This window comes from Cognatishimia sp., from assembly GCF_049116455.1.
Lineage (GTDB): Bacteria > Pseudomonadota > Alphaproteobacteria > Rhodobacterales > Rhodobacteraceae > Cognatishimia.
In genome coordinates this window covers 17,831-41,411 of sequence record NZ_JAGDYW010000004.1, presented here as the reverse complement: position 1 = coordinate 41,411, position 23,581 = coordinate 17,831, and the positions used below count along the sequence as shown (strand labels likewise).

The window sequence follows — 23,581 nt, the reverse complement described above, 5'->3', positions numbered from 1 at the left end:
CACGGATTGTAAAATCCATCAAATACAACAAAAATGAATTCACCTCTGGCTAAGGCCAGAGTGCTCCCGAAATCAGTCCAGGCGGAAGGACACACATGTCCATCTCTGTTGATACATTCTTTCTTAACCCTCAATTTCAGGGCACGTTGCAGTCGCAAATTCAGCAAATGATTGCTGAAGGGATACTGTCGGGACGCTTCCGGCAAGGAGAGAAGCTGCCCTCGACTCGCAAGCTTGCGCAGCACCTTGGCGTGAGCCGGATTACCGTGACGCTGGCCTACACTGAACTTTTGGCAAATGACTATCTGTCTTCGCGTGGTCGATCCGGGTATTTCGTTTCTGAAAACGCACCCGAGCCCCCCCCATTTGAAGCTGTGCGTCAGCGGGGTGACACGGTGGATTGGAACCGTGCCATTGGGCGTCGCTACACTGGGGGAGATACGCCGCGCAAACCTGTCGATTGGGCGCGGTATCGATATCCATTTGTTTACGGGCAAACGGATGCCAGTCTCTTTGACCACGCCAATTGGCGGCTCTGTGCAATTCAAGCCCTTGGGCAAAAAGACTTCTCAGCGCTGACCACAGATTACTGCGATTTAGAAGACGAACGCCTGGTAGAATTCATTGTGCGCCACACCCTACCAAGGCGCGGAATCGTTGCTCGCCCGGAAGAAGTGTTGATTACAGTCGGCGCGCAAAACGCGCTTTGGCTCACCGCACAAGTCCTACTAACGCAACGACGGACTGCAGCGATCGAAGATCCTTGTTACCACGCATTGCGGGATATTCTGACCCAATCCAGGTGCCACCTCGCCCCGTTGCCCGTAGATCGTGATGGCCTACCGCCCCATGCTATCCCACCGGAAACAGACGTTATTTTCACAACGCCAAGCCATCAATGTCCAACGACAGCCACAATGCCCATGGCGCGGCGTGAGGCGCTTTTAAACCGCGCGCGTGAACTCGACGCATTGATTGTCGAAGATGACTATGAATTCGAAATGTCATTCTTGAACCCGCCTTCTCCTGCGTTGAAGTCGATGGATAAAGATGGCCGTGTGATCTACGTCGGCAGCTTTTCAAAGTCGATTTTTCCAGGCTTACGACTGGGATACCTCGTGGGCGCTGAGAGTTTTATTCGCGAAGCGCGCGCATTGCGCGCATCAGTGCTGCGCCATCCCCCGGGTCATACCATGCGTACCGCTGCTTACTTCTTATCACTTGGCCACTACGACGCATCGATTCGTCGGCTAAGAATCGCACTTAAGGAGCGGCGCGAGGCAATGCATGAGGCGATTGATAGGTCTGGATTAACAATTGCAGGGCAAGGGGCGCATGGTGGCAGCTCATTTTGGATGCGCGCACCAGACGGCGTCGACACCAATAAACTTGCGGAACGGCTTATGCCAAAAGGTGTGCTGATCGAACCTGGGCACACATTCTTTTACGGTCAGAACCGCGCAAGGGAGTTCTACCGCCTTGCATATTCTTCCATACCACATGACCGAATTTCGCAAGGAATCCAGATCATTGCGGAAACCCTACATGACTAGGCGCATTCTGTGCCTCGGTCTGGACTTATACTGTCATTAGGGTCTCTGTCGCTCAATTTGGCGAAATATTATTTCTCGCAAGATTGTTTGACTTTTGAGACTAAAAGTGTCATTTATTCTCAAAAATAACAAAATGCATGCCTGCGCGGGGAATCGGAGGAATACCTGTATGCGTTACAACTGGACTTATTCCGGACGATATTTGGGGCTACTGGCCCTATCCCGCACACCCTAATCTAACCCAGCCCGAGCTTTGCTCGACCATTTCTCATTCTCAGGAGATGAACCCATGAAAATGACCACCGAAGAAGCCTTTGTAAAAGTGCTTCAGATGCATGGCATCGATAATGCTTTCGGCATTATTGGCTCTGCGATGATGCCAATTTCCGACCTGTTCCCAGCGGCTGGTATCAAGTTCTTTGACTGCGCACACGAGTGCAACGCAGGTATGATGGCGGACGGTTACACCCGTGCGACCGGTAAAATGTCTATGATGGTCGCGCAAAACGGCCCAGGCATCACCTCTTTGGTTACACCAATCAAAACAGCATACTGGAACCACACTCCACTGCTGATCGTAACCCCACAGGCTGCGAACAAAACAATTGGCCAAGGTGGCTTCCAAGAAGTAGAGCAAATGGCGCTGCTGGAAGATATGGTTGCTTACCAAGAAGAAGTTCGTGACCCATCCCGTATGGCCGAAACTCTGAACCGCGTTATCCTGCAAGCGAAACGCGCGTCTGCACCTGCACAAATCAACATCCCACGTGATTTCTGGACACAGGTAATCGACATTGAGCTACCAGCGATCGTGGAATTTGAACGCCCACAGGGTGGCGACGAAGCTGTTGCCAAAGCAGCTGAACTACTGTCTTCCGCGAAATTCCCAGTGATCCTGAACGGCGCAGGCGTTGTTCTGGGTGGCGCAATCGAAGATTCCGCTGCACTCGCTGAGCGTCTGACTGCGCCAGTATGTGTTGGCTACCAGCACAATGATGCGTTCCCAGGCTCTCACCCACTGTTTGCTGGCCCTCTGGGCTACAACGGTTCTAAAGCCGGCATGGAACTGATCGCGAAAGCGGACGTTGTTCTTGCGCTGGGTACACGTTTGAACCCATTCTCCACTTTGCCAGGTTACGGCATCGACTACTGGCCACGTGACGCGAAGATCATCCAGGTTGACATCAACCCTGATCGTATCGGCCTGACCAAGCCAGTAACTGTTGGTATCGTTGGCGACGCGAAAAAAGTTGCTCAAGGCATCTTGGCGCGTTTGGGTGACAATGCTGGTGACGAAGGTCGCGAAGCACGCAAGAACACCATCGCAGACGCAAAATCCACTTGGGCCCAGCAGCTGACGTCCATGGACCACGAAGACGACGATCCGGGCACAACTTGGAACGAACGTGCACGTGATCGCGAACCTGGCAAAATGTCCCCACGTATGGCATGGCGCGCAATCCAAGCAGCACTACCGAAAGAAGCGATTATCTCTTCTGACATCGGCAACAACTGTGCGATCGGTAACGCATACCCATCTTTCGAAGATGGCCGTAAGTACCTCGCACCTGGCCTGTTCGGTCCATGTGGCTACGGTTTCCCTGCGATTTGTGGCGCGAAAGTTGGTTGCCCAGATACGCCTGTTGTTGGCTTCGCTGGTGACGGCGCATTCGGTATCTCTATGAACGAGATGGTGTCTGTGAACCGTGACGACTGGCCACCAATCACAATGGTTATCTTCCGCAACTTCCAGTGGGGTGCTGAAAAACGTAACACTACACTTTGGTTCAAAGACAACTTCGTGGGTACAGAACTGTCCCAAGAAGTGTCTTACGCCGGAATCGCGAAAGCCTGTGGCGTCCACGGTGTTGCAGTCACGTCCATGGAAGAGCTGACTTCTGAGCTGGACAAAGCGGTTAAGCGTCAGATGAATGAAAAAGAAACTACATTCATCGAAATCCTGTTGAACCAAGAACTTGGTGAGCCATTCCGTCGCGACGCGATGAAGCCACCTGTTCAAGTTGCGGGTATCAACCGCGACGACATGCAGGCTCAATAATCGGATTACGAGAGGACGGATCCAATGACTTTACTCCCTCAGGAGCTCCTTAAATCTAAGGCTCCGTCCACTCGCCCGGTTATTTCCTTATGTGAAGGCAGTGATCCCCGCATCGTCGCGGGGGCGCTTGCCGCCAATCAGGCCGATTTGGCCAATGTTATTCTCGTAGGAGACGCCAACGCTGTCCGTGCCGAGCTAACTGCTCAAGGCGCGTCTGAATGCGAAGGCGTTCAAGTCCACGACCCGCTGACGTCCGAACTGACCGCATCCTTTGCAGCCGAGTACCACAATCTGCGCAAGCACAAAGGTGTAGACGAAGCCAAGGCACTGGCCACAGTTCAAAGCCCTGCCGTTTATGCCGCGATGCTCGTACGTTTGGGTCATGCCACAGGCACTCTTGGCGGTGCTGTTCTGACCACCGGCGAAATTGTTCGCAGTGCTATTCAGGTGATTGGCGTTGATAAAAACGCTGCAATGGTCTCAAGCTTTTTCTTGATGTACCCGCCTGAATCCGCCACCGAAGGTGCACGGGCAATGCTGTATTCCGATTGTGGCCTGGTGATTGATCCATCCGCGCAAGAGCTGTCTGAAATCGCCAAGGCTTCTGCAAAATCATGCAAGGCCCTATTGGAAACGGCCCCAAAGATTGCTTTCCTCAGCTTCTCAACCATGGGCAGCGCACGCCACGCGGCTGTATCCAAAGTGTCTGAGGGCCTAGCCTTGTTTAAAGAAGCCGTACCAGATCTGGAAGCAGATGGCGAATTGCAGTTTGATGCAGCCTTTGTACCGTCAGTTGGCGAACGCAAAGCTCCAGAGTCTGCAGTGGCGGGCCATGCCAACGTCATGATTTTCCCAAACCTTGATGCCGGTAACATTGGCTACAAGATCACTCAACGATTGGGTGGCTATATGGCCATTGGTCCTGTGATGCAGGGTTTGGCAAAGCCAGCAAATGATCTCTCACGTGGTTGTTCTGCAGAAGACGTCACCCAGATGATCGCTGTTACAGCTTTGCAGGCGCTCGACAGCTAACGATTTTCTCATTCTGGGAAACGCGCAACAATAAAAAAGGATCCCTTCCTCGCAATGAACGCCTCAATCTCATCAAGCTCCCAGCTCATTGCCAGGATTAAAGAACAGGCACGCACCCTATTTCCGGGTGTGATTGTCGCTATTATGGTCGCCGTTGCGGCCAAATTTATGTCCGAACACTATGCAACTCCGGCAATGCTCTTGGCATTGCTGCTGGGCATCGCGGTGAGCTTTCTTTCTGAAGAAGGCAAAGCGGTTGCAGGCATTGGTTTCTCTGCCCGCACGCTACTTCGACTAGGTGTTGCGCTGCTTGGCGTTCGAATTTCCATTGATCTTATGGCTGGGCTTGGGCTTGAGCTGATCCTATTGGTGATCGCGGGCGTCCTTGCAACGATCGCATTTGGGTTCGCCTTTGGACGCTTCTTCGGCCACAAATGGCGCTTCTCTTTTCTGACAGCTGGATCCGTTGCGATCTGTGGTGCCTCCGCAGCGATGGCGATCATCGCCATCTTACCCAAAGACGAGCGTTCTGAAGAACGACTGATTTTCACGGTTATGGGCGTCACTGTTCTATCGACAATTGCCATGATCGCCTATCCGGTGCTCGTGAACTGGCTCGAACTGACCGAACTTCAAAGCGGTGTCTTCCTTGGGGGCACGATCCACGATGTCGCTCAGGTTGTGGGCGCAGGCTTTTCGATTTCTGAATATACTGGCGACACAGCAACTTTGGTTAAGCTGATCCGTGTGGCCATGCTGGCCCCGATTGTATTGGTTGCTTCGCTTTTGATCCGCAACTATGCCGAACTGCCAGAAGACGGAAAGCGCCCCCCAATTTTGCCGATGTTTGTGGTTGGCTTTTTGGTGCTCGCCGCTCTGAACTCATTCCACCTCATTCCAGTCTTCGTCGCTGATTTCCTCAGTGACGCTTCGCGCTGGCTCCTGCTGATCGCGATCGCCGCGGTGGGCATGAAAACGAACCTTAAGCAGATTCTCTCCGTCGGCGGTGCGGCCATCGCGCTGATCGTACTTGAGACGGTCTTTATCGCCGCATTCATCCTCGCAGGGATCAAACTGCTGACATAACGCCAAACCAGAACAGGGAAGCCAGATGACATTCCAGCAACCTAAGATCGATACCTCACCGAAGGTCTCGGACGAGATCAGGAAAACCACCTGTTACATGTGTGCCTGCCGTTGCGGCATCAACGTGCACATGAAAGACGGCAAAGTCGCCTATATCGAAGGCAACCGAGACCACCCTGTGAACCAGGGTGTTCTTTGCGCGAAAGGTTCGGCGGGTATTATGCAGGTCAACGCCCCATCGCGCCTGAAAGCGCCAATGAAACGCGTAGGCCCACGTGGCTCTGGCGAATTTGAAGAAATAAGCTGGGATGAAGCGCTGGACATCGCAGTCTCCCGTCTGAAACCTCTGCGCGACAACAACCCTGAGAAGCTGGCGTTTTTTACAGGCCGTGATCAATCCCAATCCTTCACCGGTTTCTGGGCGCAAAACTTCGGCACGCCAAACTTTGCAGCACACGGCGGCTTCTGCTCTGTGAACATGGCCGCAGGCGGTATCTACACTATGGGCGGCGCTTTCTGGGAGTTTGGCCAGCCAGACTGGGATCGCGCGAAGCTATTCATGATCTTCGGTGTTGCCGAAGACCACGATTCTAACCCAATCAAAATGGGTATCAGCAAAATCAAAGGCCGCGGCGGCAAAGTCATCGGCGTGAACCCTGTGCGCTCTGGCTATAACGCTGTGGCAGACGAATGGGTTGGCATTACACCAGGCACCGATGGTCTATTTATCTTATCGCTTGTGCATGAGCTGATGAAAGCGGGCAAAATCGATCTGGAATACCTCGCACAATACACCAATGCGCCGGCGCTAATCGATCCAGACACGGGCCTTTTGCTGCGCAACGCAGATGACAAAGTCATGGTTATCGACAGCGTCACCGGTGATCTGGTGCCGTTTGACCAGAAGGGCGCGCGTCCAAACCTTGGCGCGACCCATGAGGCTGACGGTAAGACCTACACAACTGTAATGGCGAAGATGGCCGAGAAGTATCTCGACCCACAATACGCGCCAGAAGCAGTTGCCGAGAAAACCGGCGTCTCTGCGAAGAAGATCAAAACCATTGCGGCAGAACTTGCACGCGTGGCCTTTGAAGAAAGCTTCACACTGGATCACGAGTGGACCGACTTCCGCGGCGACAAGCATGACAAGATGATTGGTCGCCCAGTTGCGATGCACGCCATGCGCGGCATCTCTGCGCACTCCAACGGTTTCCAGACATGCCGTGCGCTGCACGTGTTGCAGATCGTATTGGGCACAGTCGAAGTCCCAGGTGGCTTCCGCTTCAAGCCGCCTTATCCAAAGCCAATCGAACAGCATCCAAAGCCACACGGCAAAGTCTCCAAAAGCGCGCCACTTGATGGCCCACACCTAGGCTTCACCCGTGGCCCAGAAGATCTGATGCTGAAAGAAGACGGCTCTCCGATCCGCATTGACAAGGCCTTCACTTGGGAAAATCCAATGTCGAGCCACGGTCTGATGCATATGGTGATCTCCAATGCGCACGCAGGCGATCCCTATAAGATCGACACGCTATTTATGTACATGGCGAACATGTCGTGGAACTCTTCGATGAACACCCGTGGTGTGATCGAGATGCTGACCGACAAAGATGAGAACGGCGACTATGTGATCCCGAACATCATCTATTCGGATGCTTATAGCTCTGAAATGGTGGCTTATGCTGACCTGATCCTGCCAGACACCACCTATCTGGAACGTCACGACTGTATCTCTCTGCTGGATCGTCCGATCTGTGAAGCAGAGGCAGCGGCGGATGCGATCCGTTGGCCAGTCATTGAACCTGACCGTGATGTACGCGGTTTCCAATCCACGCTGATCCACCTGGCAAACCGTCTGGGAATGCAGGGCTTCGTGAACGACGACGGCTCCGCAAAGTGGGAAGACTACGCAGATTACATCGTGAACCACGAGCGCAAGCCGGGCATTGGCCCATTGGCAGGCTTCCGTGGCAAAGACGGCGATAAGGTTGGCCGTGGTGAGGTGAACCCAGATCAGCTGGATCGCTACATCGAGAACGGCGGCTTCTTCGTCGAGCACATCCCAGAAGGTGCTGACTACTACAAACCATGGAACAGCGCTTATCAAGACTGGGCTGTGGGCATGGGTATCTACGATGCACCATCCCCTTACCTGTTCCAGCTCTATTCTGAGCCAATGCGTAAATTCCAACGCGCGGCCGAAGGCCATGGCGACCGCCAACCACCAGAGAACCTGCGTGAACGCGTCAAACACATCATGGATCCGCTGCCATTCTGGTACGAACCATTCGAAGACACAGCGGTTGATCTAGATGAATACCCAATCCACGCCCTGACCCAGCGCCCAATGGCAATGTACCACTCCTGGGGCACGCAAAATGCCTGGTTGCGTCAGCTGCATGGCACCAACCCACTTTATCTTCCGACCAAGCTTTGGAATGAGCACGGGTTCGATGAAGGCGATTGGGCCAAGGTCACCTCGACCCACGGTACCATCACTGTGCCTGTCGCCCTACAGGAAGCGCTGAACGAAAACACCGTTTGGACTTGGAATGCGATCGGGAAACGCAAAGGGGCTTGGGCGCTTGATAAAGACGCGCCGGAAGCCAAGCAGGGCTTCTTGCTCAATCACCTCATTCACGAACTGCTGCCTGCCAAGGGCGATGGCATGCGGGTGGCCAATTCTGACCCAATCACGGGTCAGGCGGCATGGTTTGATCTGCGCGTCAAAATCGAAAAGGCCGATGCACCTGCGGGCGAACAAGCCCAGCCAGCCTTCCCAGAGATCAAATCTCCGGTCGGCCAAGGCCCAGACAATCTGGAATGGAAGGTCGGCAAATGATGACCTCATCTTCCATTCACTTTTCTCAAAATACTCTGGGGTCTGGGGCAAGACCCCAGCTCAGCCACCTCCTTACACATGGAGTTAGCCAACAATGACTGACCTCCCAACCAGCACCGAGAAAAAACTCGGCCTTGTTATTGATCTGGACACCTGCGTGGGCTGCCACGCCTGTGTGATCTCCTGCAAAGGCTGGAACACTGAAAACTACGGCGCGCCGCTGTCGGATCAACGCCCTTACGGCGAAGAACCAATGGGGACCTTCCTCAACCGCGTGCACAGCTATGAAGTGAAGGCCGAGGGTCAAGCGGCGCAGACCGTTCACTTCCCCAAGTCCTGTCTTCATTGCGAAAACGCGCCTTGTGTGACCGTTTGCCCAACCGGCGCGAGCTACAAGCGTAAAGAAGACGGCATTGTTCTGGTGAACGAAAGCTCCTGCATCGGCTGCGGCCTCTGCGCATGGGCCTGCCCATACGGTGCACGTGAGTTGGACCAAGCCGAAGGCGTCATGAAAAAATGTACGCTTTGTGTAGACCGGATCTACAACGAGAACCTGCCAGAGGTGGATCGCGAACCTGCCTGCGTTCGGACCTGCCCAGCAGGTGCGCGTCACTTTGGTGACTTCGCAGATCCTGAAAGCAACGTTTCTAAGCTGACGGTTGAGCGCGGCGGTATGGACTTGATGCCAGAGCTTGGTACAGCCCCAGTCAACAAATATCTGCCACCACGCATGAAAGACAGCTGGGACGATGAAAGCGTGCTAGCACCATTCCTTGAGCCAGTTGCAGAAGAAACAGTCGGCTTCATGGGTTGGCTTGATAAACAACTCTCTCGCCTGCCTGGCGATAAGACTGAAGGAGCAGAATAATGCATCCAGCAGCATCCGTTATTGTATTTACCACGCTCTCAGGTGCCGGTTTTGGCATGCTGGCTTGGTTGGGCATCGATAGCACCCCTTCCACCGGTTGGGGCGCATTTGGCTATTACTTCATTGCCTTTGCATTGGCAGTGGGTGGCTTGATCTCATCCACCTTCCACCTCGGCCACCCAGAACGTGCATGGCGCGCCTTTACACAGTGGCGCACCAGCTGGCTGTCTCGCGAAGGTGTCTGCGCAGTGCTCGCGCTGACCATAATGGGTCTTTACGCGGCAGGCCTGATCTTTCTTGGCGAAGCCTATTCGATCCTTGGTTGGATAGGCGCGATCCTAAGCCTTGGGACCGTCTACACCACATCAATGATCTACGGCCAGCTGGCGACCATCCCACGCTGGAACACGCCGCTGACCTCTCTTCTTTACCTGACATTGGCCATCGCTGGTGGTGCTTTGCTAACCGGCAAAGTCACCATCGCGCTGGTCCTGCTTGTCGCAGCGGCCTTCGTGCAGGTGATCTGGTGGAAAAAAGGCGACACAGCATTTGCTGATCGTGGCTCTAATCTGGGCACAGCCACAGGTCTGGGCGATCGTGGTGAAGTGCGCTCAATGGCGCATCCGCATTCTTCCCCGAACTACCTGATGAAAGAGTTCATCCACATCGTTGGTCGTAAACACGCGCAAAAACTACGCGTGATCTCCTTAGTCCTGATGGCGGGTGTTCCAGTGGTTCTTCTGGCTCTTCTGCCGGTCAGCCACTTCGTCGCGCTGATCGCAGTACTAAGCCACATCGCAGGCGTCGCAGCCTCACGCTGGCTCTTTTTTGCTGAAGCAGAGCACACCGTTGGCATCTACTACGGCATGCGCTAAGCGCCAGCTCTTAAAGTTAACGAAGCGGGTCCATCGGGCCCGCTTTTTGCTTTCTAGGGATGCGATTACCAAGCTTTCACGCTTTTGAAATCGCAAACCGGTATAAAGACTTTCAGAACTAAAAATGGAGGCCGACATGAAACCCGCGGCAACCGTCACCCTACTCGTCTTTGCTGTCTCATTGGCAGCCTGTCGCACCGACGATGCGGTTTGCAAGACATCAGCAATCAAGACATCGTCACGTATCACACCCGCTGAATGTTCCTGTAAACTCACAGCTGCCGACAAATACCTGTCACGCGGTGACCGGGATTATCTGATCCAATATTGGTCAGGCCAACGGAACGACAAACCACATCTCTACCTCAGCCGCTCCTACCCATCAGGGCAGAACCAGCCGTTGATCAAATACAATGCCTATGTGGCCAAGCAATGCAGCTAGGGCAGAATTTACTTAGAGCCTTTGCGGAATAAACCGCTAAAGCGTCCACGCTGGCGCGAAATACTGTCTCCCGCATCCGCGAAACTATCCCCGACATCCTCAAGCACCGGATCAATGCGTGCCTCGCGGAACCGGACCCAACGTACGCGGATGCCCCAAAAGATACCCAGCAGAACGGTTAGGATGAAGATATTCCACCACGGGATGAATGACGCATCCGGCCCATCAACAGGCTTAATAGAGACCGCATTTGGGAAGATCGACAGGAACTCATTACGCCAGCCATAGTGACGGATCGCCACCCACTCAGGCGCGTCTTTGTCAGAGATCACATCATTGGCTTCGGTAAACAGACTTGCCGTGTCAAATTTGAAATAAGGTGGCCAACCCCAGCCAGTGTCTTCGTTGCGATACTCCATCGTGTCGCCATTCGGATAAACCGCGTAGATGAACTGCACATCCCGATTAACCAGATCTGTTGATTGCGCATCAGGCGTGGACCAAAAGACGCGGGTCCAGTCATTCAGCTCGGTGCGCTCAACATTAGTGCTCACAACACGCACAACGTCATGTTGCACTAAAGTGTAGTGGAAGAAACCGAACACCAGCAGCAGCAAGATACCGCGCCAAACCCATTTGAAGTACGCCATCCCGGCCCCCTTAAATTCTTAACTCTGACATAGGCGATCACAAACCGTATCTCAACTACTAGGCGCTGATCTGCCTCGGGGAAATTCCCTGCCCTTGCCTCATGGCCCTTGGCGCGCCATATGAGGCGGCAAGCAAGAATATTGAGGAAATCGCCATGTCAGAGGCCAGTGTGTCCGAACGCAATCGCATCAACACCATCATCGATGGCAGCCGTTTTCAAAACTTTATTTTTGTCGTCATAGTTTTCAACGCGGTGATCCTTGGCCTCGAAACCTCGCAATTTGTTATGGCGCGCATTGGCAGTCTGATCCATCTGCTAGACAACATCTGTCTTGCCATCTTCGTGTTCGAGATTGCACTTAAACTTTTCGCACGCCGGCTTGCGTTCTTCCGCAATGGATGGGCCGTTTTTGACTTAGTGATTGTCGGTGTCGCGCTTGTGCCGGGCTCTTCTGGTTTCAGCGTTCTGCGCGCCCTTCGTATTCTGCGCGTTCTTCGAGTAATCTCTGTCGCTCCTCGCCTGCGCCGCGTGGTCGAAGGATTCATCACCGCCCTACCCGGCATGGCCTCCGTCTTCCTGCTGATGACGCTGATCTTCTATATTGGCTCAGTCATGGCGACGAAACTCTTTGCCTCTGAGTTCCCACATTGGTTCGGCAATCTCGGTCTTTCCGCCTATAGCCTTTTCCAGATTATGACACTGGAAAGCTGGTCCATGGGCATCGTGCGCCCAGTGATGGAGGTTTATCCACTGGCATGGGCTTTCTTTGTGCCATTCATCATGGTCACCACCTTTGCAGTGGTGAACCTGCTTGTTGGTCTGATCGTGAACTCAATGCAAGACGCCCATCACGAAGAAGACGTGGCCAAAACCGACACCTACCGAGACGAAGTACTGACGCGTTTGGAAGCCATCGAAGCAAAGCTCGACGCCAAATCCTAAGCGCCCTACAGTCACGGTTATGACGCAGATACAGACCGGTCCCAAAAACCTGATCACAGACATTGCTGGCCTAAAGGTGGGCAATGCCCAAGACGAGATACTGAAATCTGGCACCACTGTCCTAACGGCCGGCTCTCCGTTCACCGCCGCCGTGCACGTCATGGGCGGCGCGCCGGGGACACGCGAGACCGATCTGCTGGCCCCGGATAAAACCGTTCAGCAGATCGATGCGCTTGTATTATCCGGCGGTTCAGCTTTTGGCCTAGATGCGGCCTCTAGCGCTGCTGATTTGCTAAGGTCCCAAGGCCGAGGTTTTCAAGTTGCGGACCAATCCGTCCCCATCGTTCCAGCCGCGATCCTTTTTGATCTCATCAATGGAGGCAATAAAGACTGGGAGGTAAATCCCTATCGAGACTTGGGACAACAAGCCCTACTACAGTCCTCTGATAACTTTGACCTCGGTACAGTCGGCGCTGGCACCGGAGCCACAACGGCCTCTTTCAAAGGGGGGCTTGGTTCAGCATCGATCATCACTCCAAGCGGCCACACTGTCGGTGCACTGGTCGCCGTGAATGCGCTTGGAGACGCAGTTGTCCCGGAGTGCCGACATTTCTGGGCAGCCCCTTGGGAGATAGGTTCAGAATTCGGTGGCTACGGCCCCATTCCGACAGCCCCCAAAGACTGGCCCAAAACCAAACTCAGCGCGCAGAACACGACGATTGCGATTGTTGCAACCGACGCTGACCTGACCCAAGCTCAATGTACCCGAATGGCAACCGCCGCCCACGACGGCATGGCCCGCGCACTTGTTCCTAGCCACACACCGATGGACGGCGATCTAGTCTTTGGGGTGTCCACCAACGCCAAGCCTCTCGCTGATCCAATGCAAGACCCTATCCTGCTTGGCCATGCAGCCGCGACTTGCCTCGCACGAGCCATTGCGCGCGGCGTCTACGAGGCGACCTCAAAACCCGGCGATCTGGTTCCGGCTTACGGGGATATCCACAAGAAATCACCATAACTCGGCAACCGTTACAAAACCGAAACGCAACCGTCACATCCACGTCACCTGCAGAGGCCAATCCCCCAGCACCTATTCAATAAGGAGCTTAGGATGTCTGCGCGCTTTCTCTGCCTGACGTCGGCTTTCGCCCTGACCGCAGGTCTGGCCCACGCCGAAATGAACTTCAACCGTATCGCGTCTTTCGCAACCCCGCTGAACATGGCGGAAGGCGAAGACACATCTCGTGAAACCTCCCCAGAAATCATCGCGGCGACCGCCGACGGCATGACTCTGGTTTACACCGACAGCCCTCTGGGCGCTCTTGGTCGCGTGGACATCACCGACCCTGCGAACCCTAAACCACTGGGCAACATCGCCCTGGATGGTGAGCCAACCTCTGTGGCGATCATCGGTGCGACTGCCTACGCTGGCGTAAACACCTCTGAATCGTACACTGCACCTTCCGGTCATTTGGCAGCGATCGACGTTGCAACAGGCGAGACCGTTGCCTCCTGCGATCTGGGCGGCCAGCCTGACTCCATCGCAGCATCCAAAGACGGCAAGTTCATTGCGGTTGCAATCGAAAACGAACGTGACGAAGACCTCAACGATGGCATCATCCCTCAGTTGCCAGCGGGTAATTTGGTTCTGGTAAACACCACCGCAGATGGCCTGGACTGTTCTTCTTTGAAATTGGTGGACCTGACAGGTCTGGCAGAGGTCGCGGGTTCTGACCCAGAGCCAGAATATGTGTCTATCAACGGCCTCGGTGAAACCGTCATCACTCTGCAAGAAAACAACCACCTGGTTGTTGTTTCTGCAGCAGGCGAAGTAGTAAACCATTTCTCTGCGGGTGCTGTAGATCTTCATAACATCGACGCAACTGACGAGCGCGGCGCGCTGAGCTTTACCGAGTCCCAAGAAGGCCGTCTGCGCGAGCCTGACGCGGTGACTTGGATCGACGACAACCACTTCGCGACAGCGAACGAAGGCGACTACAATGGCGGTTCCCGCGGTTGGACCATATTCAACAAAAACGGCTCTGTTGTTTATGAAAGCGGTGTTGAATTCGAACGCGCCATCGTTCAAATCGGCCACTATCCTGACAAGCGTTCTGACTCCAAAGGCGTTGAGCCTGAGTCCGTGACCTTCGACGTTTTCAACGGCACGCCATACGTGTTTGTTGGCGCAGAACGCGCATCCGTTGTGGGTGTCTACGACGTGACCAACCCTGCCGCACCTGTTCTGAAACAGCTGCTGCCATCCGGCGTTGGCCCAGAAGGCTATGTGACAATACCAGAGCGTAACCTGCTGGTTTCTGCCAATGAGAAAGACCTGATCGAAGATGGTGGCGCACGTGCACATGTCATGTTGTTTGAACAACAAGACGCACCAGCGGCCTATCCGCATCTGACATCTGCAGGCGCAGATGAGCTGATCGGCTGGGGCGCGATTTCTGGCATGGTGGCTGACAAGGACGGCATCGTTTGGGCCGTGAACGACAGCTTCTACGGTTTCCAGCCGTCCATCTTCAAGATCGACACAAAGACCACTCCTGCGACCATCACAGAGGTGATCCGTATCGAGCGCACCTCTGGCCCAGCGCAGAAACTGGACCTGGAAGGCATCACTCTCGACGGAAAAGGCGGCTTCTACGTGGCTTCCGAAGGCCGCACAGAACGACTGATCCCACATGCGATTTATCATGTGTCTGCGAAAGGCAAGATCAAGAACCTGAAGGGCGAAATCGGCATCCCAGCAGAGCTGGCAGCGGTTGAAAAGCGCTTTGGCTTTGAAGGCATCACCAAGATCGGCGACACACTATGGATGGCCGTTCAACGTGAGTGGAAAGATGATCCGAAGAACCACGTGAAACTGGTCGCTTACAACCTGAAAACTAAAGAGTGGGGCGCGGTGCACTATCCAAAAGCTGAACCTGCAAAGGGTTGGGTTGGCCTGTCCGAGATTGTTGCACATGGCGACTACGTCTATGTTGTAGAGCGTGACAACCAGCACGATGCCCGCGCTGTGACCAAGAAAATCTACCGCATACCAGCGGCAGAGATGGTTCCAGCAGCACTCGGCGGTGATCTGCCAGTCGTATCCAAAGAGCTGGTCCGCGACCTGCTGCCAGACCTGACCTCTACCGGTGGTTACGTTCTGGACAAGGTCGAAGGCCTCGCGATCATGGAAGACGGCACAGCGTTTGTTTCTACCGACAACGACGGTGTGGATGACCACTCCGGTGAGACCATGTTCTTCTCAATCGGCAAAATCTCTGACCAGAACTCCTAAGAGTTCGTATCAGGCGAAAACGGCGCGCGGGGCGAAAGCTCCGCGCGTTTTCTGTTGGCGCTTGACCTGAGCGATCCTTAGGCATAGCTAGCGCGTCTTTTAGATTTTCGGAGCGCAGCATGTCGGTATCTTCTCACGCACTTGGTATCGATTTCGGCACATCCAACTCTGCGGCGGCCTACGTGCGAGATGGCGATGTGCGCTTTGTCGAAATGGCTCCGGGATCAAACACGCTTCCAACCAGCTTCTTTTTCGATTTTGACAGCCGGAAAACCCTGATTGGGCACCCGGCGGACAAGGCATTGCTGGACGGTGAAGAAGGCCGGTATATGCGGGCGTTGAAACGAGTTCTCGGGACGAGTTTGATGCACGAAAAACGTCAACTGTTGAATCAGCGGCTAACCTTCGTCGACATCATTGGGGATTTTCTTAAACGTCTCAAAACACAGGCTGAAGCGACTACCGGTCAAAGCTTTGAACGCGTAATCTCGGGTCGGCCAGTGGTCTTTCACGAAAGCGGCGACCTTCGAGAGCAGAAAGCCGAAGACGATCTACGTCTGTGTTATGAGGCTGCCGGCTTCAAAGACGTTAGTTTTATGGCCGAACCGCAAGCTGCAGCGCTGGCAAGTGGTGCGAAACCCGGCCTCGGGTTGATCGTTGATATCGGCGGCGGCACTTCAGATTTCACCGTGTTCCATCAAGGGCAAAATGGGCAACACGAAGTACTGGCCAATCACGGGGTGCGCATCGGCGGCACGGATTTTGATCAATTGATCAGCATCGCCAATGTCATGCCCCTTTTGGGTAAAGGTACCGAGTTGCATCGCGAATTCGGCACTGGTACCACGCCCGTTCCCATCAACATCTTCCACGATCTCGCAACTTGGGAAAAAATCCCATTTCTTTATACTGCGCAGACCCGCCGCAAAGTGGCTGAGATGGCCAAACTCGCTGTAGAACGCCCAAAGATCGACCGGCTTGAGACAGTGCTAGAGGATGAGCTGGGGCACGACCTCGCCTTTGCTGTCGAAGCGGGTAAGGTCGCTGCCAATTCGGGATTGAAAGGCGGCACGATCGACCTGTCCGTTGTAGAGAAAGGCCTTAACGCCATGATCACAAGAGATGCGATGAACGACGTGCTCACAAGTCAATCTGACCGATTGAAAATAGGCGCACTCGATACATTGGCCTTGGCGCAAAAAACACCAGATCAGATCGATCAGGTTATTTATGTGGGCGGTTCAAGTCTGATGGGATTTGTGTCTGACACCATGAAAGCGACGTTGCCATCAGCAGATCATGTCTTCACAGAGGTCTTTACTGCTGTTGTCAAAGGTCTTGCTTTGGCCGCGCAAAAATAAGGGCCCTCGCAATTGCGAAGGCCCATTTTAGGATGGCGCTGTGAGTTTAGTTCACAGCTTTAGCATCAACAACGTCAGCTTCAATCGGCTGACCTCCACGCGCAATTTCGATGCGGCGCGGCTTCAAGGCCTCAGGCACTTCGCGTACAAGGTCGATGTGTAACATGCCATCTTCATGGCTTGCGCCATTCACACGGACATGGTCGGCCAACTGGAAGCGTCGCTCGAACGCTCGCGTGGCAATGCCGCGATGCAGGTAGGATTTCTCATCCTTCGCATCAGACTTGCGCGCGGTCACAACCAGCGCATTTTCTTTGACTTCGATGCCAAGGTCATCTGCCGAAAATCCGGCCACAGCAATCGATATACGATAGGCATCTTCAGCAGTCTTTTCGATGTTATAGGGCGGGTAGCTGGATGTTGGGACGTTATCGGACAGGACGCGATCCATCATATCTGCGATTTGATCAAAACCAACGGATGCACGGTATAGCGGTGCAAAATCATAAGTGCGCATAGGGGTTATCCTCCATCTAGAGCAACAACTTAAATTGCCTTCCCTCGTGGGACAGGCGGTATCTTCGGACCCTGAATTGGCATCCGATAGAATTCAGATGGGAGTGGAATTTCCGGGTTTCAAGAGGGCAAAGTTAATGCGCGTGAGCGGCCAACTGAAATGCAGACAATTGCGTCATCATCGCTGGTATTTCGGTACCCGTGATCACGGCCAGCGCGACAGGCTCACCATTTGCCCGCGCCTTTGCTGAAACCACAGACACCAACCGCATTTCACCGTTGATCAATTGCAATACGGGTGCTCCGCTTGTGCCCAGCGCTGCCTGGCAGGACGTCACAACAATACCCGGCGTATGCGCCTGCAGATTGCAGCCTGTTTCAAGCATTGCAGTGTCCGAGCGCCCTTTCCCATAAGATATCAACTCTGCCTGTGCACCACTAAGGTCAGGATGTCCAAGACGCACTGGTGTCGCAAGGTGATCCGCTACAGGTTCCGCCAGTTTTAGCAGAGCCAAATCGTGCTGCATATTGCCCAACTGGCCTTTCGCCTTTGGCTGATATCGGTTGTGCATCAGAGTGCGTGACACACCACGTTGATCCTTGGCCTGACCGTTGGACAAACCAATCTGATAGGTCAGCTGCGCAACATCAAATGCAGCCCCTGTTGTTTTATCGAACAGGCAATGCGCCGCCGTTAACACCAAATCTGGAGCCACAAGCGTTCCGGTGCAAAACCCATCAGAACCAAGATCAATGCGTCCGATGGCGTCATGCGAACTTTGCGCAGAGGCTGAAAAAGCGAACAGGCATGAAATCAGTATAGTTAAGGCGCGTAACATAAGTTCTCCGGTCGTCAATCCCGCCCCTTGTGCTGACCTGAAAGGGAAATTCTGGGACCCGACTGCGGCGATTTTGGAAAACACTCGAAGGATTTGCCCTGTTTTTGCCCTAATGAAGCGCTCACGACAGATTTGGGAATGACATTCCATACGGCCCCTGCCTATTGTGCCCCATGCAATGGATTGACCGAATATCCCTCTTTTCAGCTTTCGATTTCGCGGGCTTAGCCATTTTGTTTGTGAGCTGGCTAACCATCGGCTGGGTCATTGAAAACCCTCCTAGCAAGCTGAGAAGCGTATCAAGTTTGATGGTGTTTTACCGTCGCGAATGGATGCGCCAATTTATCTTACGTGACCCACGCATTTATGACGCGCAAATCTTGAGCAATCTTCGTCAGGGCACAGCGTTTTTTGCATCAGCAACGATGATCGCGATTGGCGGCGGGCTGGCGTTGATTGGCAATGCAGAACAGCTCACCAACGTGGCTTCCGAACTTACCCTGATGAGTTACCCGACCTTTGTTTGGGAAATTAAACTGATCGTCATGTTGTTTTTTGTGGCGAATGCTTTTCTGAAATTTGTATGGGCGCATCGCTTGTTTGGTTATGCAGCCGTCATCATGTCAGCCGTGCCTGTTGATCCCAGTGACCCCCATTGTGCACCGCGTGCTGAAAAGGCGGCCGAGATAGGCATCTCCGCCGCACGTGGCTATAACCGGGGCCTCAGGTCGATCTATTTCGGTCTTGCGGCAGCAGCTTGGCTGGGTGGCGGATTTGCCCTACTCTGTGCAATTGTCGTGACCAATTTCATAATTTGGCGCCGCGAGTTTGCGAGCGTTTCTCGCATGGCTCTGTTGCGCGAACCAAGATAGGAACCTGCCCATGTCCCGTTTAATGATTGCCTGTGTTTTCCTTGGTTCAAGCGTTAGCGCGGATCCTGCAACCATTGAAGCTGCCAAAGCCACTCAATCCGGGGATACGTGGCAATTTGATGTGACTTTAGGCCATCCCGATACTGGCTGGGATCACTACGCCGACGGTTGGCGTATTCTGGCCTTGGATGGGACCGTTTTGGGAATTCGTGTTCTGCACCACCCACATGTGAATGAACAACCATTCACACGGTCCTTAGGCGGAGTGAGCATCCCGGAAGGAATGAAACAAGTTCAAATCCAAGCAAGAGATAACCTGGACGGCTGGGCCGGTGAGTTGGTCACCCTCGATCTGACAAATCCAAGCTTCAGTCGCTGAAATTCAAACTCGGTGATAAGGCGAACCAGCAAGGATTGAGGCTGCACGGTACAACTGTTCTGACAGCATCACGCGCACCAACATATGTGGCCAGACCATCTGCCCGAAACTGATCGAAAAATCAGCGCGCGCGCGCAATCCTGGATCGATGCCATCTGCACCACCAATGATAAAGGCCAAGTCAGACGCCCCGCCATCGCGACGGCGCGCAATATTCTGAGCAAAGTCGGGTGAGCTCATGACCTTGCCGCGCTCATCCATCGCGCAAATCAAGGCACCTTTTGGCAAAACCCCATCCAGCAACTTGGCTTCTGCAGCCATGCCGCCGCTTTTGCGGTCTTCGACCTCATGGACCTTCACAGGCCCAAGCCCCAGCGCTCGGCCAGTTTTGTCGAAACGGAAAAGATAATCATCAAGAAGATCACGCTCTGGGCCCGACCGAAGTCGGCCCACTGCGCAAATATGTACGCGCATTGCCATGCGAAGTCCTCCGGGCCAAGCCTGATGGCCCAACCCAGTTACATGTTAGGCGTTGCCGCCTTCCACCCACATCTTTTCAAGCTGGTAGAACTCGCGCACTTCCGGACGGAAGACATGCACAATCACGTCACCTGTATCGATCAGCACCCAATCGCCGGTATTCTTACCTTCGATTTTGCTGGTGCGACCGGTTTCAGCTTTAATGCGTTCAACCAGTTTTTCAGACATCGCCGCAACTTGGCGGGAGCTGCGACCAGAGCAAATCACCATGAAATCGCCAATCGCTGTGCGTCCGCGCAAATCAACTTGCACGATGTCTTCAGCTTTGTCGTTTTCAAGAGAGTTAACAATGAGCTCTAGAAGCTCTGTGCCTTTACCGGCAATTGCCGCGTCTGGCATCTGGTCACCTTTTGTGGCGCTTGCCACGTCTACGTTCAAAGACAGAATACTGCCCTCCTTGCAACGCGCCGCATTGCCCCGGCGCCGGGCCTATCATCAAGATAGCACCCGTTGTATGAAATTCCAATGAAACGCAAGCGGAATGCGATCAGCGCGCCAAAAATGACGACGATCCTATAAGATCACTTCATTTTATGGGCAATTTGGCAACTGTTCCAATTCTTGCTCTTGCAGAATACGCGATATGGGGACGTCGCGGAGCAACGGACGAAACGGTGCATCAGGCGCCAACTGAATGGCGACCGAAAAAGTTTCAGATAACGATGCATTCTGATGAATTAGACACGGCGTCAAATCCACACCAATCGAACCTTTGGTCGCCTCTGCATCCTTTGCGTCCCATTCTCTGGCCTGAGACTGCAACGCCTGCAATCGCGAATGGTCATTCGCAGCAACCTGAAAAACGGCAACCTGTTGACCCGATTGCTGCAAAGTGAACTTCTCTTTCGACTCCTGATCAAGGGTTTCTTGCTCGACTGAGACCAACATCGTGGCACTTTCAGGAAAGATGCCAAAACCGTCAGGCAGATCAATCGCAACGGCAAACATCGCCGGATCCGCGTCCATTGGAGACATTCGCTCAAGTTCAGCCGCCGTTTGCAAAACGACGCTGCCACAAGCAGACAAACAAAGGCAGGCCAGTAGATTTCGCATTGATTTTTACTCCTTTTAAAATTATTAATTACTGTAAAACGATAATTATTAGATTCGTAAAGTGGAAATCATGTTGGAAAAACTACGCAAACTGGCGAACATTCTTTATTGGGCTGCGACAGCTGTGCTGATCGCTTTGCCGATTGCAGCACTTGGATACCTCCTGGCTGAAACCCCAAACCCAAACAGAGCAAGCGCTCTATTTCCTCACATAGACATTATCGCGTCTCCGACAGGCCTAGCGTTCTGGAGCGCGTTTTCCGCCGGTGCGCTGAGCTTCTTACTTTTCATAGGCTTCCTGTGGAGCCTTCGCGGTCTGTTTGATTTCTACCGCAAAGGGCAGATTCTGACCCTTCATGCTGCCGGCGCAATACTACGCCTTGGGAAATGGCTTATTGCGCTTGCGCTGGTTCGGTTTATGACTTTGCCAACCCAAACGCTTCTTCTCACGTCAAACAATCCAGATGGGCACAGACAATTGGCGATCAGCATTTCAGATCACGAAGTTGGCTTTTTACTCGCTGCGGGCCTTTTGACTTTGATTGGATGGGCCATGAACGAAGCCGTGCGCATTTCTGATGAAAACAAGGCTTTTGTCTGATGTCGACAGAGATTGTTGTCAGGCTCGACGTGGTGATGGCGCTACGCAAAATGAAGGGCAAAGACCTTGCCCAGCGCATTGGCATCACCGAACAAAACCTCAGCCTTTTGAAATCAGGCAAAGTCAAAGGCATCCGTTTTGAAACGCTCAGTCGAATTTGCGAAGAACTAGATTGTCAGCCTGGTGACTTGCTTGAAGCTGTCAAATCAGAGTGATCCTCACCCAGAACTCGCACTTCACGTTGTGGGAATGGGAAGTTGATGCCTTCTCTTTGAAAGGCGTCCCATAGGGCAAGATACACATTGCCGCGAATATTGGTGAGGCCGCCGGTGGGGTCCTCGATCCAAAATCGCAGGATATAGTCAACAGAACTGTCTCCAAATCCAACGATATGACAAACGGGGGTCTTCGGGTTTCGCAAGATACGATCCACAGACATGGCAGCCTCAATGGCCACTTTGCGGACCACATGTGGATCGTCGCCATAGGCGGTTCCAAAGAAGATATCGAGCCGCACATAGTCATCGGAATGGGACCAGTTGACGACCTGGCCCGTGATTAGATCTTCGTTCGGGATCAGGTACTCTTTGCCATCCCGCGTCACAACAGAGACATAACGCGCGCCAAGTGAGTTTATCCAACCAAAGGTCTCACCAAGCGAGATCACATCGCCGGGTTTAATCGATTTATCCAGGAGGATAATGATGCCTGAGACTAGGTTAGAGACAACCTTTTGCAGGCCAAAACCAAGGCCCACACCGATGGCACCCGACAGCACCGCAAGACCGGTCAGATCAACGCCGACGATTTTCAGACCGATGAAAAACGCCGCGCCATACAGCAAGACCTGCATGAACTTGATCACAAGCACCTGCATCGATGGGCTGATATCGTCGTTCTTTTTAATGCTGGCAGTTGTGGACCCTGCCACAAAACGCGCGACTGCAAAGGTCAGCCCGAGCATCACAACGGCTTGAACAATCGTCCATAGTGACAGGCGTATTGTACCGATATTTAGGGCCGCGGAATCCATCAATTGCCGGAACTCTTCGCTTAACCCAATCAGAACCAAGGTCACCCAGGCCCACGCGCCATAGCGCAGCAAACCGCGTAAGAATGAATTGTGCACAAGCCGCGTGATCAACGCGATGATCAACCAAGCGCTGCCAAGGTTGGCAAAGATTCCCAACAGATAAGATCGGCTTGGCCAGGTGATCTCTCGCATTACCAGAACGGTGATCCAAATCAGCGCAACAAAGATAATGAGGGCCATGCGCTTTTGAAGAAGCAGCATGTAGCGATAGCGCCATTTCGGCCACCCTTCACGGGTGCGCATCCATTCATGTAACTTTGGGCTAAAGACACGCGACAGACCAAATGCGAGCAACAGAAGACCAATTACGATGAGGACCTGATAGGCGTTCCAAGGACGCAACAAGCCCTCAGCAAATCCAAAGATTTGATCCCAAAGACTCAGTGCGATTTCCTGAGTGTCCTGCTCTGTGCCAGTCTCCGCGGGGACAACCGCATCTGTCTCGGCTGGCGCTGTATCGGTAGCCTCTGTTTCTTCAAGCGTCGTTTCGTGTTCTGCCATATACCCTACCCTGCCCAACCGTGACATGGAGAAGGTACGAAAAACAAGGCATTTCCCTTGCAGCAATGTGCGACTCCGGCTATCTGCAAGGACATGAAACGCATCTATGACATTGATGACCGCGCCTTTTTGCCTTGGCGATTCTTTGGTCAGTCCAAATCCGTCATAGCCGCCCTA

Annotated in this window: 23 protein-coding genes; 16 read left to right on the top strand and 7 right to left on the bottom strand. The window is 53.5% G+C overall.

Annotation, left to right across the window (positions count from 1 at the left end; translation table 11 throughout):
• Positions 1 to 95: 95 nt before the first annotated feature.
• The 8 genes from JXQ85_RS11625 to JXQ85_RS11590 all read left to right on the top strand — a co-directional run bounded on the left by JXQ85_RS11625 (position 96) and on the right by JXQ85_RS11590 (position 10,757).
• Positions 96 to 1,553: a PLP-dependent aminotransferase family protein gene (locus tag JXQ85_RS11625; protein WP_421749095.1), complete on the top strand. Its 1,458-nt coding sequence runs from the start codon at positions 96 to 98 to the stop codon at positions 1,551 to 1,553.
• Between the two features lie 289 nt (positions 1,554 to 1,842).
• Entirely contained in the window at positions 1,843 to 3,612 is a 1,770-nt protein-coding gene (gene xsc, locus JXQ85_RS11620) for a sulfoacetaldehyde acetyltransferase (RefSeq protein WP_421749094.1), read from the top strand.
• Positions 3,613 to 3,636: 24 nt separating this feature from the next.
• Positions 3,637 to 4,644: a phosphate acetyltransferase gene (gene pta, locus JXQ85_RS11615; protein WP_421749093.1), complete on the top strand. Its 1,008-nt coding sequence runs from the start codon at positions 3,637 to 3,639 to the stop codon at positions 4,642 to 4,644.
• Positions 4,645 to 4,698: 54 nt separating this feature from the next.
• Positions 4,699 to 5,730: a YeiH family protein gene (locus JXQ85_RS11610; RefSeq protein WP_421749092.1), complete on the top strand. Its 1,032-nt coding sequence runs from the start codon at positions 4,699 to 4,701 to the stop codon at positions 5,728 to 5,730.
• A 25-nt stretch (positions 5,731 to 5,755) separates the two neighbouring features.
• On the top strand, positions 5,756 to 8,572 hold the full coding sequence (locus JXQ85_RS11605; protein ID WP_421749091.1) for a molybdopterin oxidoreductase family protein: 2,817 nt from the start codon (positions 5,756 to 5,758) through the stop codon (positions 8,570 to 8,572).
• A gap of 94 nt (positions 8,573 to 8,666) precedes the next feature.
• Positions 8,667 to 9,440, top strand: a complete 774-nt coding sequence (locus JXQ85_RS11600) for a 4Fe-4S dicluster domain-containing protein (RefSeq protein ID WP_421749090.1) — start codon at positions 8,667 to 8,669, stop codon at positions 9,438 to 9,440.
• Complete coding sequence (locus tag JXQ85_RS11595; RefSeq protein WP_421749089.1) at positions 9,440 to 10,315, top strand: dimethyl sulfoxide reductase anchor subunit family protein; 876 nt, start codon at positions 9,440 to 9,442, stop codon at positions 10,313 to 10,315. Before JXQ85_RS11600 ends, JXQ85_RS11595 begins: the two co-directional genes overlap by 1 nt.
• Before the next feature lie 136 nt (positions 10,316 to 10,451).
• Positions 10,452 to 10,757, top strand: coding sequence for a hypothetical protein (locus JXQ85_RS11590; RefSeq protein ID WP_421749088.1), 306 nt, complete (start codon positions 10,452 to 10,454; stop codon positions 10,755 to 10,757).
• A gap of 8 nt (positions 10,758 to 10,765) precedes the next feature.
• Here the strand turns inward: JXQ85_RS11590 and JXQ85_RS11585 are convergent, their stop codons facing one another.
• Positions 10,766 to 11,407, bottom strand: coding sequence for a DUF1523 family protein (locus tag JXQ85_RS11585; RefSeq protein WP_421749087.1), 642 nt, complete (start codon positions 11,405 to 11,407; stop codon positions 10,766 to 10,768).
• Between the two features lie 155 nt (positions 11,408 to 11,562).
• Between JXQ85_RS11585 and JXQ85_RS11580 the strand changes: the two genes are divergently transcribed.
• The 4 genes from JXQ85_RS11580 to JXQ85_RS11565 all read left to right on the top strand — a co-directional run bounded on the left by JXQ85_RS11580 (position 11,563) and on the right by JXQ85_RS11565 (position 17,010).
• Positions 11,563 to 12,351 carry an ion transporter gene (locus tag JXQ85_RS11580; RefSeq protein ID WP_421749086.1) on the top strand — a complete coding sequence of 263 codons (789 nt, stop codon included), beginning with the start codon at positions 11,563 to 11,565 and terminating at the stop codon, positions 12,349 to 12,351.
• A gap of 19 nt (positions 12,352 to 12,370) precedes the next feature.
• A complete protein-coding gene (locus JXQ85_RS11575) occupies positions 12,371 to 13,372 on the top strand; it encodes a P1 family peptidase (protein ID WP_421749085.1) in 1,002 nt (333 codons plus the stop codon).
• Between the two features lie 93 nt (positions 13,373 to 13,465).
• Positions 13,466 to 15,649 (top strand): esterase-like activity of phytase family protein, encoded by a 2,184-nt coding sequence (locus JXQ85_RS11570; protein ID WP_421749084.1) that lies wholly within the window; start codon positions 13,466 to 13,468, stop codon positions 15,647 to 15,649.
• Positions 15,650 to 15,768: 119 nt separating this feature from the next.
• Positions 15,769 to 17,010: an Hsp70 family protein gene (locus JXQ85_RS11565; protein WP_421749083.1), complete on the top strand. Its 1,242-nt coding sequence runs from the start codon at positions 15,769 to 15,771 to the stop codon at positions 17,008 to 17,010.
• Positions 17,011 to 17,056: 46 nt separating this feature from the next.
• Here the strand turns inward: JXQ85_RS11565 and JXQ85_RS11560 are convergent, their stop codons facing one another.
• Together JXQ85_RS11560 and JXQ85_RS11555 are read right to left on the bottom strand one after the other, a co-directional pair.
• Positions 17,057 to 17,527 carry an Hsp20 family protein gene (locus tag JXQ85_RS11560; RefSeq protein WP_421749082.1) on the bottom strand — a complete coding sequence of 157 codons (471 nt, stop codon included), beginning with the start codon at positions 17,525 to 17,527 and terminating at the stop codon, positions 17,057 to 17,059.
• 133 nt (positions 17,528 to 17,660) lie between these two features.
• Positions 17,661 to 18,365 (bottom strand): trypsin-like serine peptidase, encoded by a 705-nt coding sequence (locus tag JXQ85_RS11555; protein WP_421749081.1) that lies wholly within the window; start codon positions 18,363 to 18,365, stop codon positions 17,661 to 17,663.
• Positions 18,366 to 18,538: 173 nt separating this feature from the next.
• Between JXQ85_RS11555 and JXQ85_RS11550 the strand changes: the two genes are divergently transcribed.
• Both JXQ85_RS11550 and JXQ85_RS11545 read left to right on the top strand, forming a co-directional pair.
• Positions 18,539 to 19,237 carry a DUF599 domain-containing protein gene (locus JXQ85_RS11550; protein ID WP_421749080.1) on the top strand — a complete coding sequence of 233 codons (699 nt, stop codon included), beginning with the start codon at positions 18,539 to 18,541 and terminating at the stop codon, positions 19,235 to 19,237.
• Between the two features lie 10 nt (positions 19,238 to 19,247).
• Complete coding sequence (locus tag JXQ85_RS11545) at positions 19,248 to 19,616, top strand: hypothetical protein (RefSeq protein ID WP_421749079.1); 369 nt, start codon at positions 19,248 to 19,250, stop codon at positions 19,614 to 19,616.
• Between the two features lie 3 nt (positions 19,617 to 19,619).
• Here the strand turns inward: JXQ85_RS11545 and rlmH are convergent, their stop codons facing one another.
• From rlmH to JXQ85_RS11530, 3 genes are all read right to left on the bottom strand, one after another.
• Positions 19,620 to 20,090 carry a 23S rRNA (pseudouridine(1915)-N(3))-methyltransferase RlmH gene (gene rlmH / locus JXQ85_RS11540; protein ID WP_421749164.1) on the bottom strand — a complete coding sequence of 157 codons (471 nt, stop codon included), beginning with the start codon at positions 20,088 to 20,090 and terminating at the stop codon, positions 19,620 to 19,622.
• Positions 20,091 to 20,141: 51 nt separating this feature from the next.
• On the bottom strand, positions 20,142 to 20,495 hold the full coding sequence (rsfS, locus tag JXQ85_RS11535) for a ribosome silencing factor (RefSeq protein WP_421749078.1): 354 nt from the start codon (positions 20,493 to 20,495) through the stop codon (positions 20,142 to 20,144).
• 192 nt (positions 20,496 to 20,687) lie between these two features.
• Complete coding sequence (locus JXQ85_RS11530) at positions 20,688 to 21,209, bottom strand: hypothetical protein (RefSeq protein ID WP_421749077.1); 522 nt, start codon at positions 21,207 to 21,209, stop codon at positions 20,688 to 20,690.
• A gap of 70 nt (positions 21,210 to 21,279) precedes the next feature.
• On the opposite strand from JXQ85_RS11530, the gene JXQ85_RS11525 reads away from it, so the two are divergent.
• Positions 21,280 to 21,810 (top strand): hypothetical protein, encoded by a 531-nt coding sequence (locus tag JXQ85_RS11525; protein WP_421749076.1) that lies wholly within the window; start codon positions 21,280 to 21,282, stop codon positions 21,808 to 21,810.
• Positions 21,810 to 22,025 (top strand): helix-turn-helix domain-containing protein, encoded by a 216-nt coding sequence (locus JXQ85_RS11520; protein ID WP_421749075.1) that lies wholly within the window; start codon positions 21,810 to 21,812, stop codon positions 22,023 to 22,025. The genes JXQ85_RS11525 and JXQ85_RS11520 overlap by 1 nt, the downstream gene beginning before the upstream one ends.
• Here the strand turns inward: JXQ85_RS11520 and JXQ85_RS11515 are convergent.
• Positions 21,986 to 23,404, bottom strand: a complete 1,419-nt coding sequence (locus JXQ85_RS11515; protein ID WP_421749074.1) for a mechanosensitive ion channel family protein — start codon at positions 23,402 to 23,404, stop codon at positions 21,986 to 21,988. The two genes, JXQ85_RS11520 and JXQ85_RS11515, sit on opposite strands and share 40 nt — an antisense overlap.
• Positions 23,405 to 23,581: the final 177 nt, after the last annotated feature.

Bases quoted from the DNA above. Each gene is read 5' to 3' on its own strand.
- JXQ85_RS11530 (WP_421749077.1), bottom strand. From the start codon at position 21,209: ATGCGAAATCTACTGGCCTGCCTTTGTTTGTCTGCTTGTGGCAGCGTC.
- JXQ85_RS11600 (WP_421749090.1), top strand. From the start codon at position 8,667: ATGACTGACCTCCCAACCAGCACCGAGAAAAAACTCGGCCTTGTTATT.
- JXQ85_RS11570 (WP_421749084.1), top strand. From the start codon at position 13,466: ATGTCTGCGCGCTTTCTCTGCCTGACGTCGGCTTTCGCCCTGACCGCA.
- rsfS (WP_421749078.1), bottom strand. From the start codon at position 20,495: ATGCCAGACGCGGCAATTGCCGGTAAAGGCACAGAGCTTCTAGAGCTC.
- JXQ85_RS11580 (WP_421749086.1), top strand. From the start codon at position 11,563: ATGTCAGAGGCCAGTGTGTCCGAACGCAATCGCATCAACACCATCATC.
- JXQ85_RS11590 (WP_421749088.1), top strand. From the start codon at position 10,452: ATGAAACCCGCGGCAACCGTCACCCTACTCGTCTTTGCTGTCTCATTG.
- JXQ85_RS11525 (WP_421749076.1), top strand. From the start codon at position 21,280: ATGTTGGAAAAACTACGCAAACTGGCGAACATTCTTTATTGGGCTGCG.
- JXQ85_RS11610 (WP_421749092.1), top strand. From the start codon at position 4,699: ATGAACGCCTCAATCTCATCAAGCTCCCAGCTCATTGCCAGGATTAAA.
- JXQ85_RS11555 (WP_421749081.1), bottom strand. From the start codon at position 18,365: ATGTTACGCGCCTTAACTATACTGATTTCATGCCTGTTCGCTTTTTCA.
- JXQ85_RS11605 (WP_421749091.1), top strand. From the start codon at position 5,756: ATGACATTCCAGCAACCTAAGATCGATACCTCACCGAAGGTCTCGGAC.
- JXQ85_RS11585 (WP_421749087.1), bottom strand. From the start codon at position 11,407: ATGGCGTACTTCAAATGGGTTTGGCGCGGTATCTTGCTGCTGCTGGTG.
- JXQ85_RS11560 (WP_421749082.1), bottom strand. From the start codon at position 17,527: ATGCGCACTTATGATTTTGCACCGCTATACCGTGCATCCGTTGGTTTT.
- pta (WP_421749093.1), top strand. From the start codon at position 3,637: ATGACTTTACTCCCTCAGGAGCTCCTTAAATCTAAGGCTCCGTCCACT.
- rlmH (WP_421749164.1), bottom strand. From the start codon at position 20,090: ATGCGCGTACATATTTGCGCAGTGGGCCGACTTCGGTCGGGCCCAGAG.
- JXQ85_RS11565 (WP_421749083.1), top strand. From the start codon at position 15,769: ATGTCGGTATCTTCTCACGCACTTGGTATCGATTTCGGCACATCCAAC.
- JXQ85_RS11550 (WP_421749080.1), top strand. From the start codon at position 18,539: ATGCAATGGATTGACCGAATATCCCTCTTTTCAGCTTTCGATTTCGCG.
- JXQ85_RS11625 (WP_421749095.1), top strand. From the start codon at position 96: ATGTCCATCTCTGTTGATACATTCTTTCTTAACCCTCAATTTCAGGGC.
- JXQ85_RS11595 (WP_421749089.1), top strand. From the start codon at position 9,440: ATGCATCCAGCAGCATCCGTTATTGTATTTACCACGCTCTCAGGTGCC.
- xsc (WP_421749094.1), top strand. From the start codon at position 1,843: ATGAAAATGACCACCGAAGAAGCCTTTGTAAAAGTGCTTCAGATGCAT.
- JXQ85_RS11545 (WP_421749079.1), top strand. From the start codon at position 19,248: ATGTCCCGTTTAATGATTGCCTGTGTTTTCCTTGGTTCAAGCGTTAGC.
- JXQ85_RS11575 (WP_421749085.1), top strand. From the start codon at position 12,371: ATGACGCAGATACAGACCGGTCCCAAAAACCTGATCACAGACATTGCT.
- JXQ85_RS11515 (WP_421749074.1), bottom strand. From the start codon at position 23,404: ATGGCAGAACACGAAACGACGCTTGAAGAAACAGAGGCTACCGATACA.
- JXQ85_RS11520 (WP_421749075.1), top strand. From the start codon at position 21,810: ATGTCGACAGAGATTGTTGTCAGGCTCGACGTGGTGATGGCGCTACGC.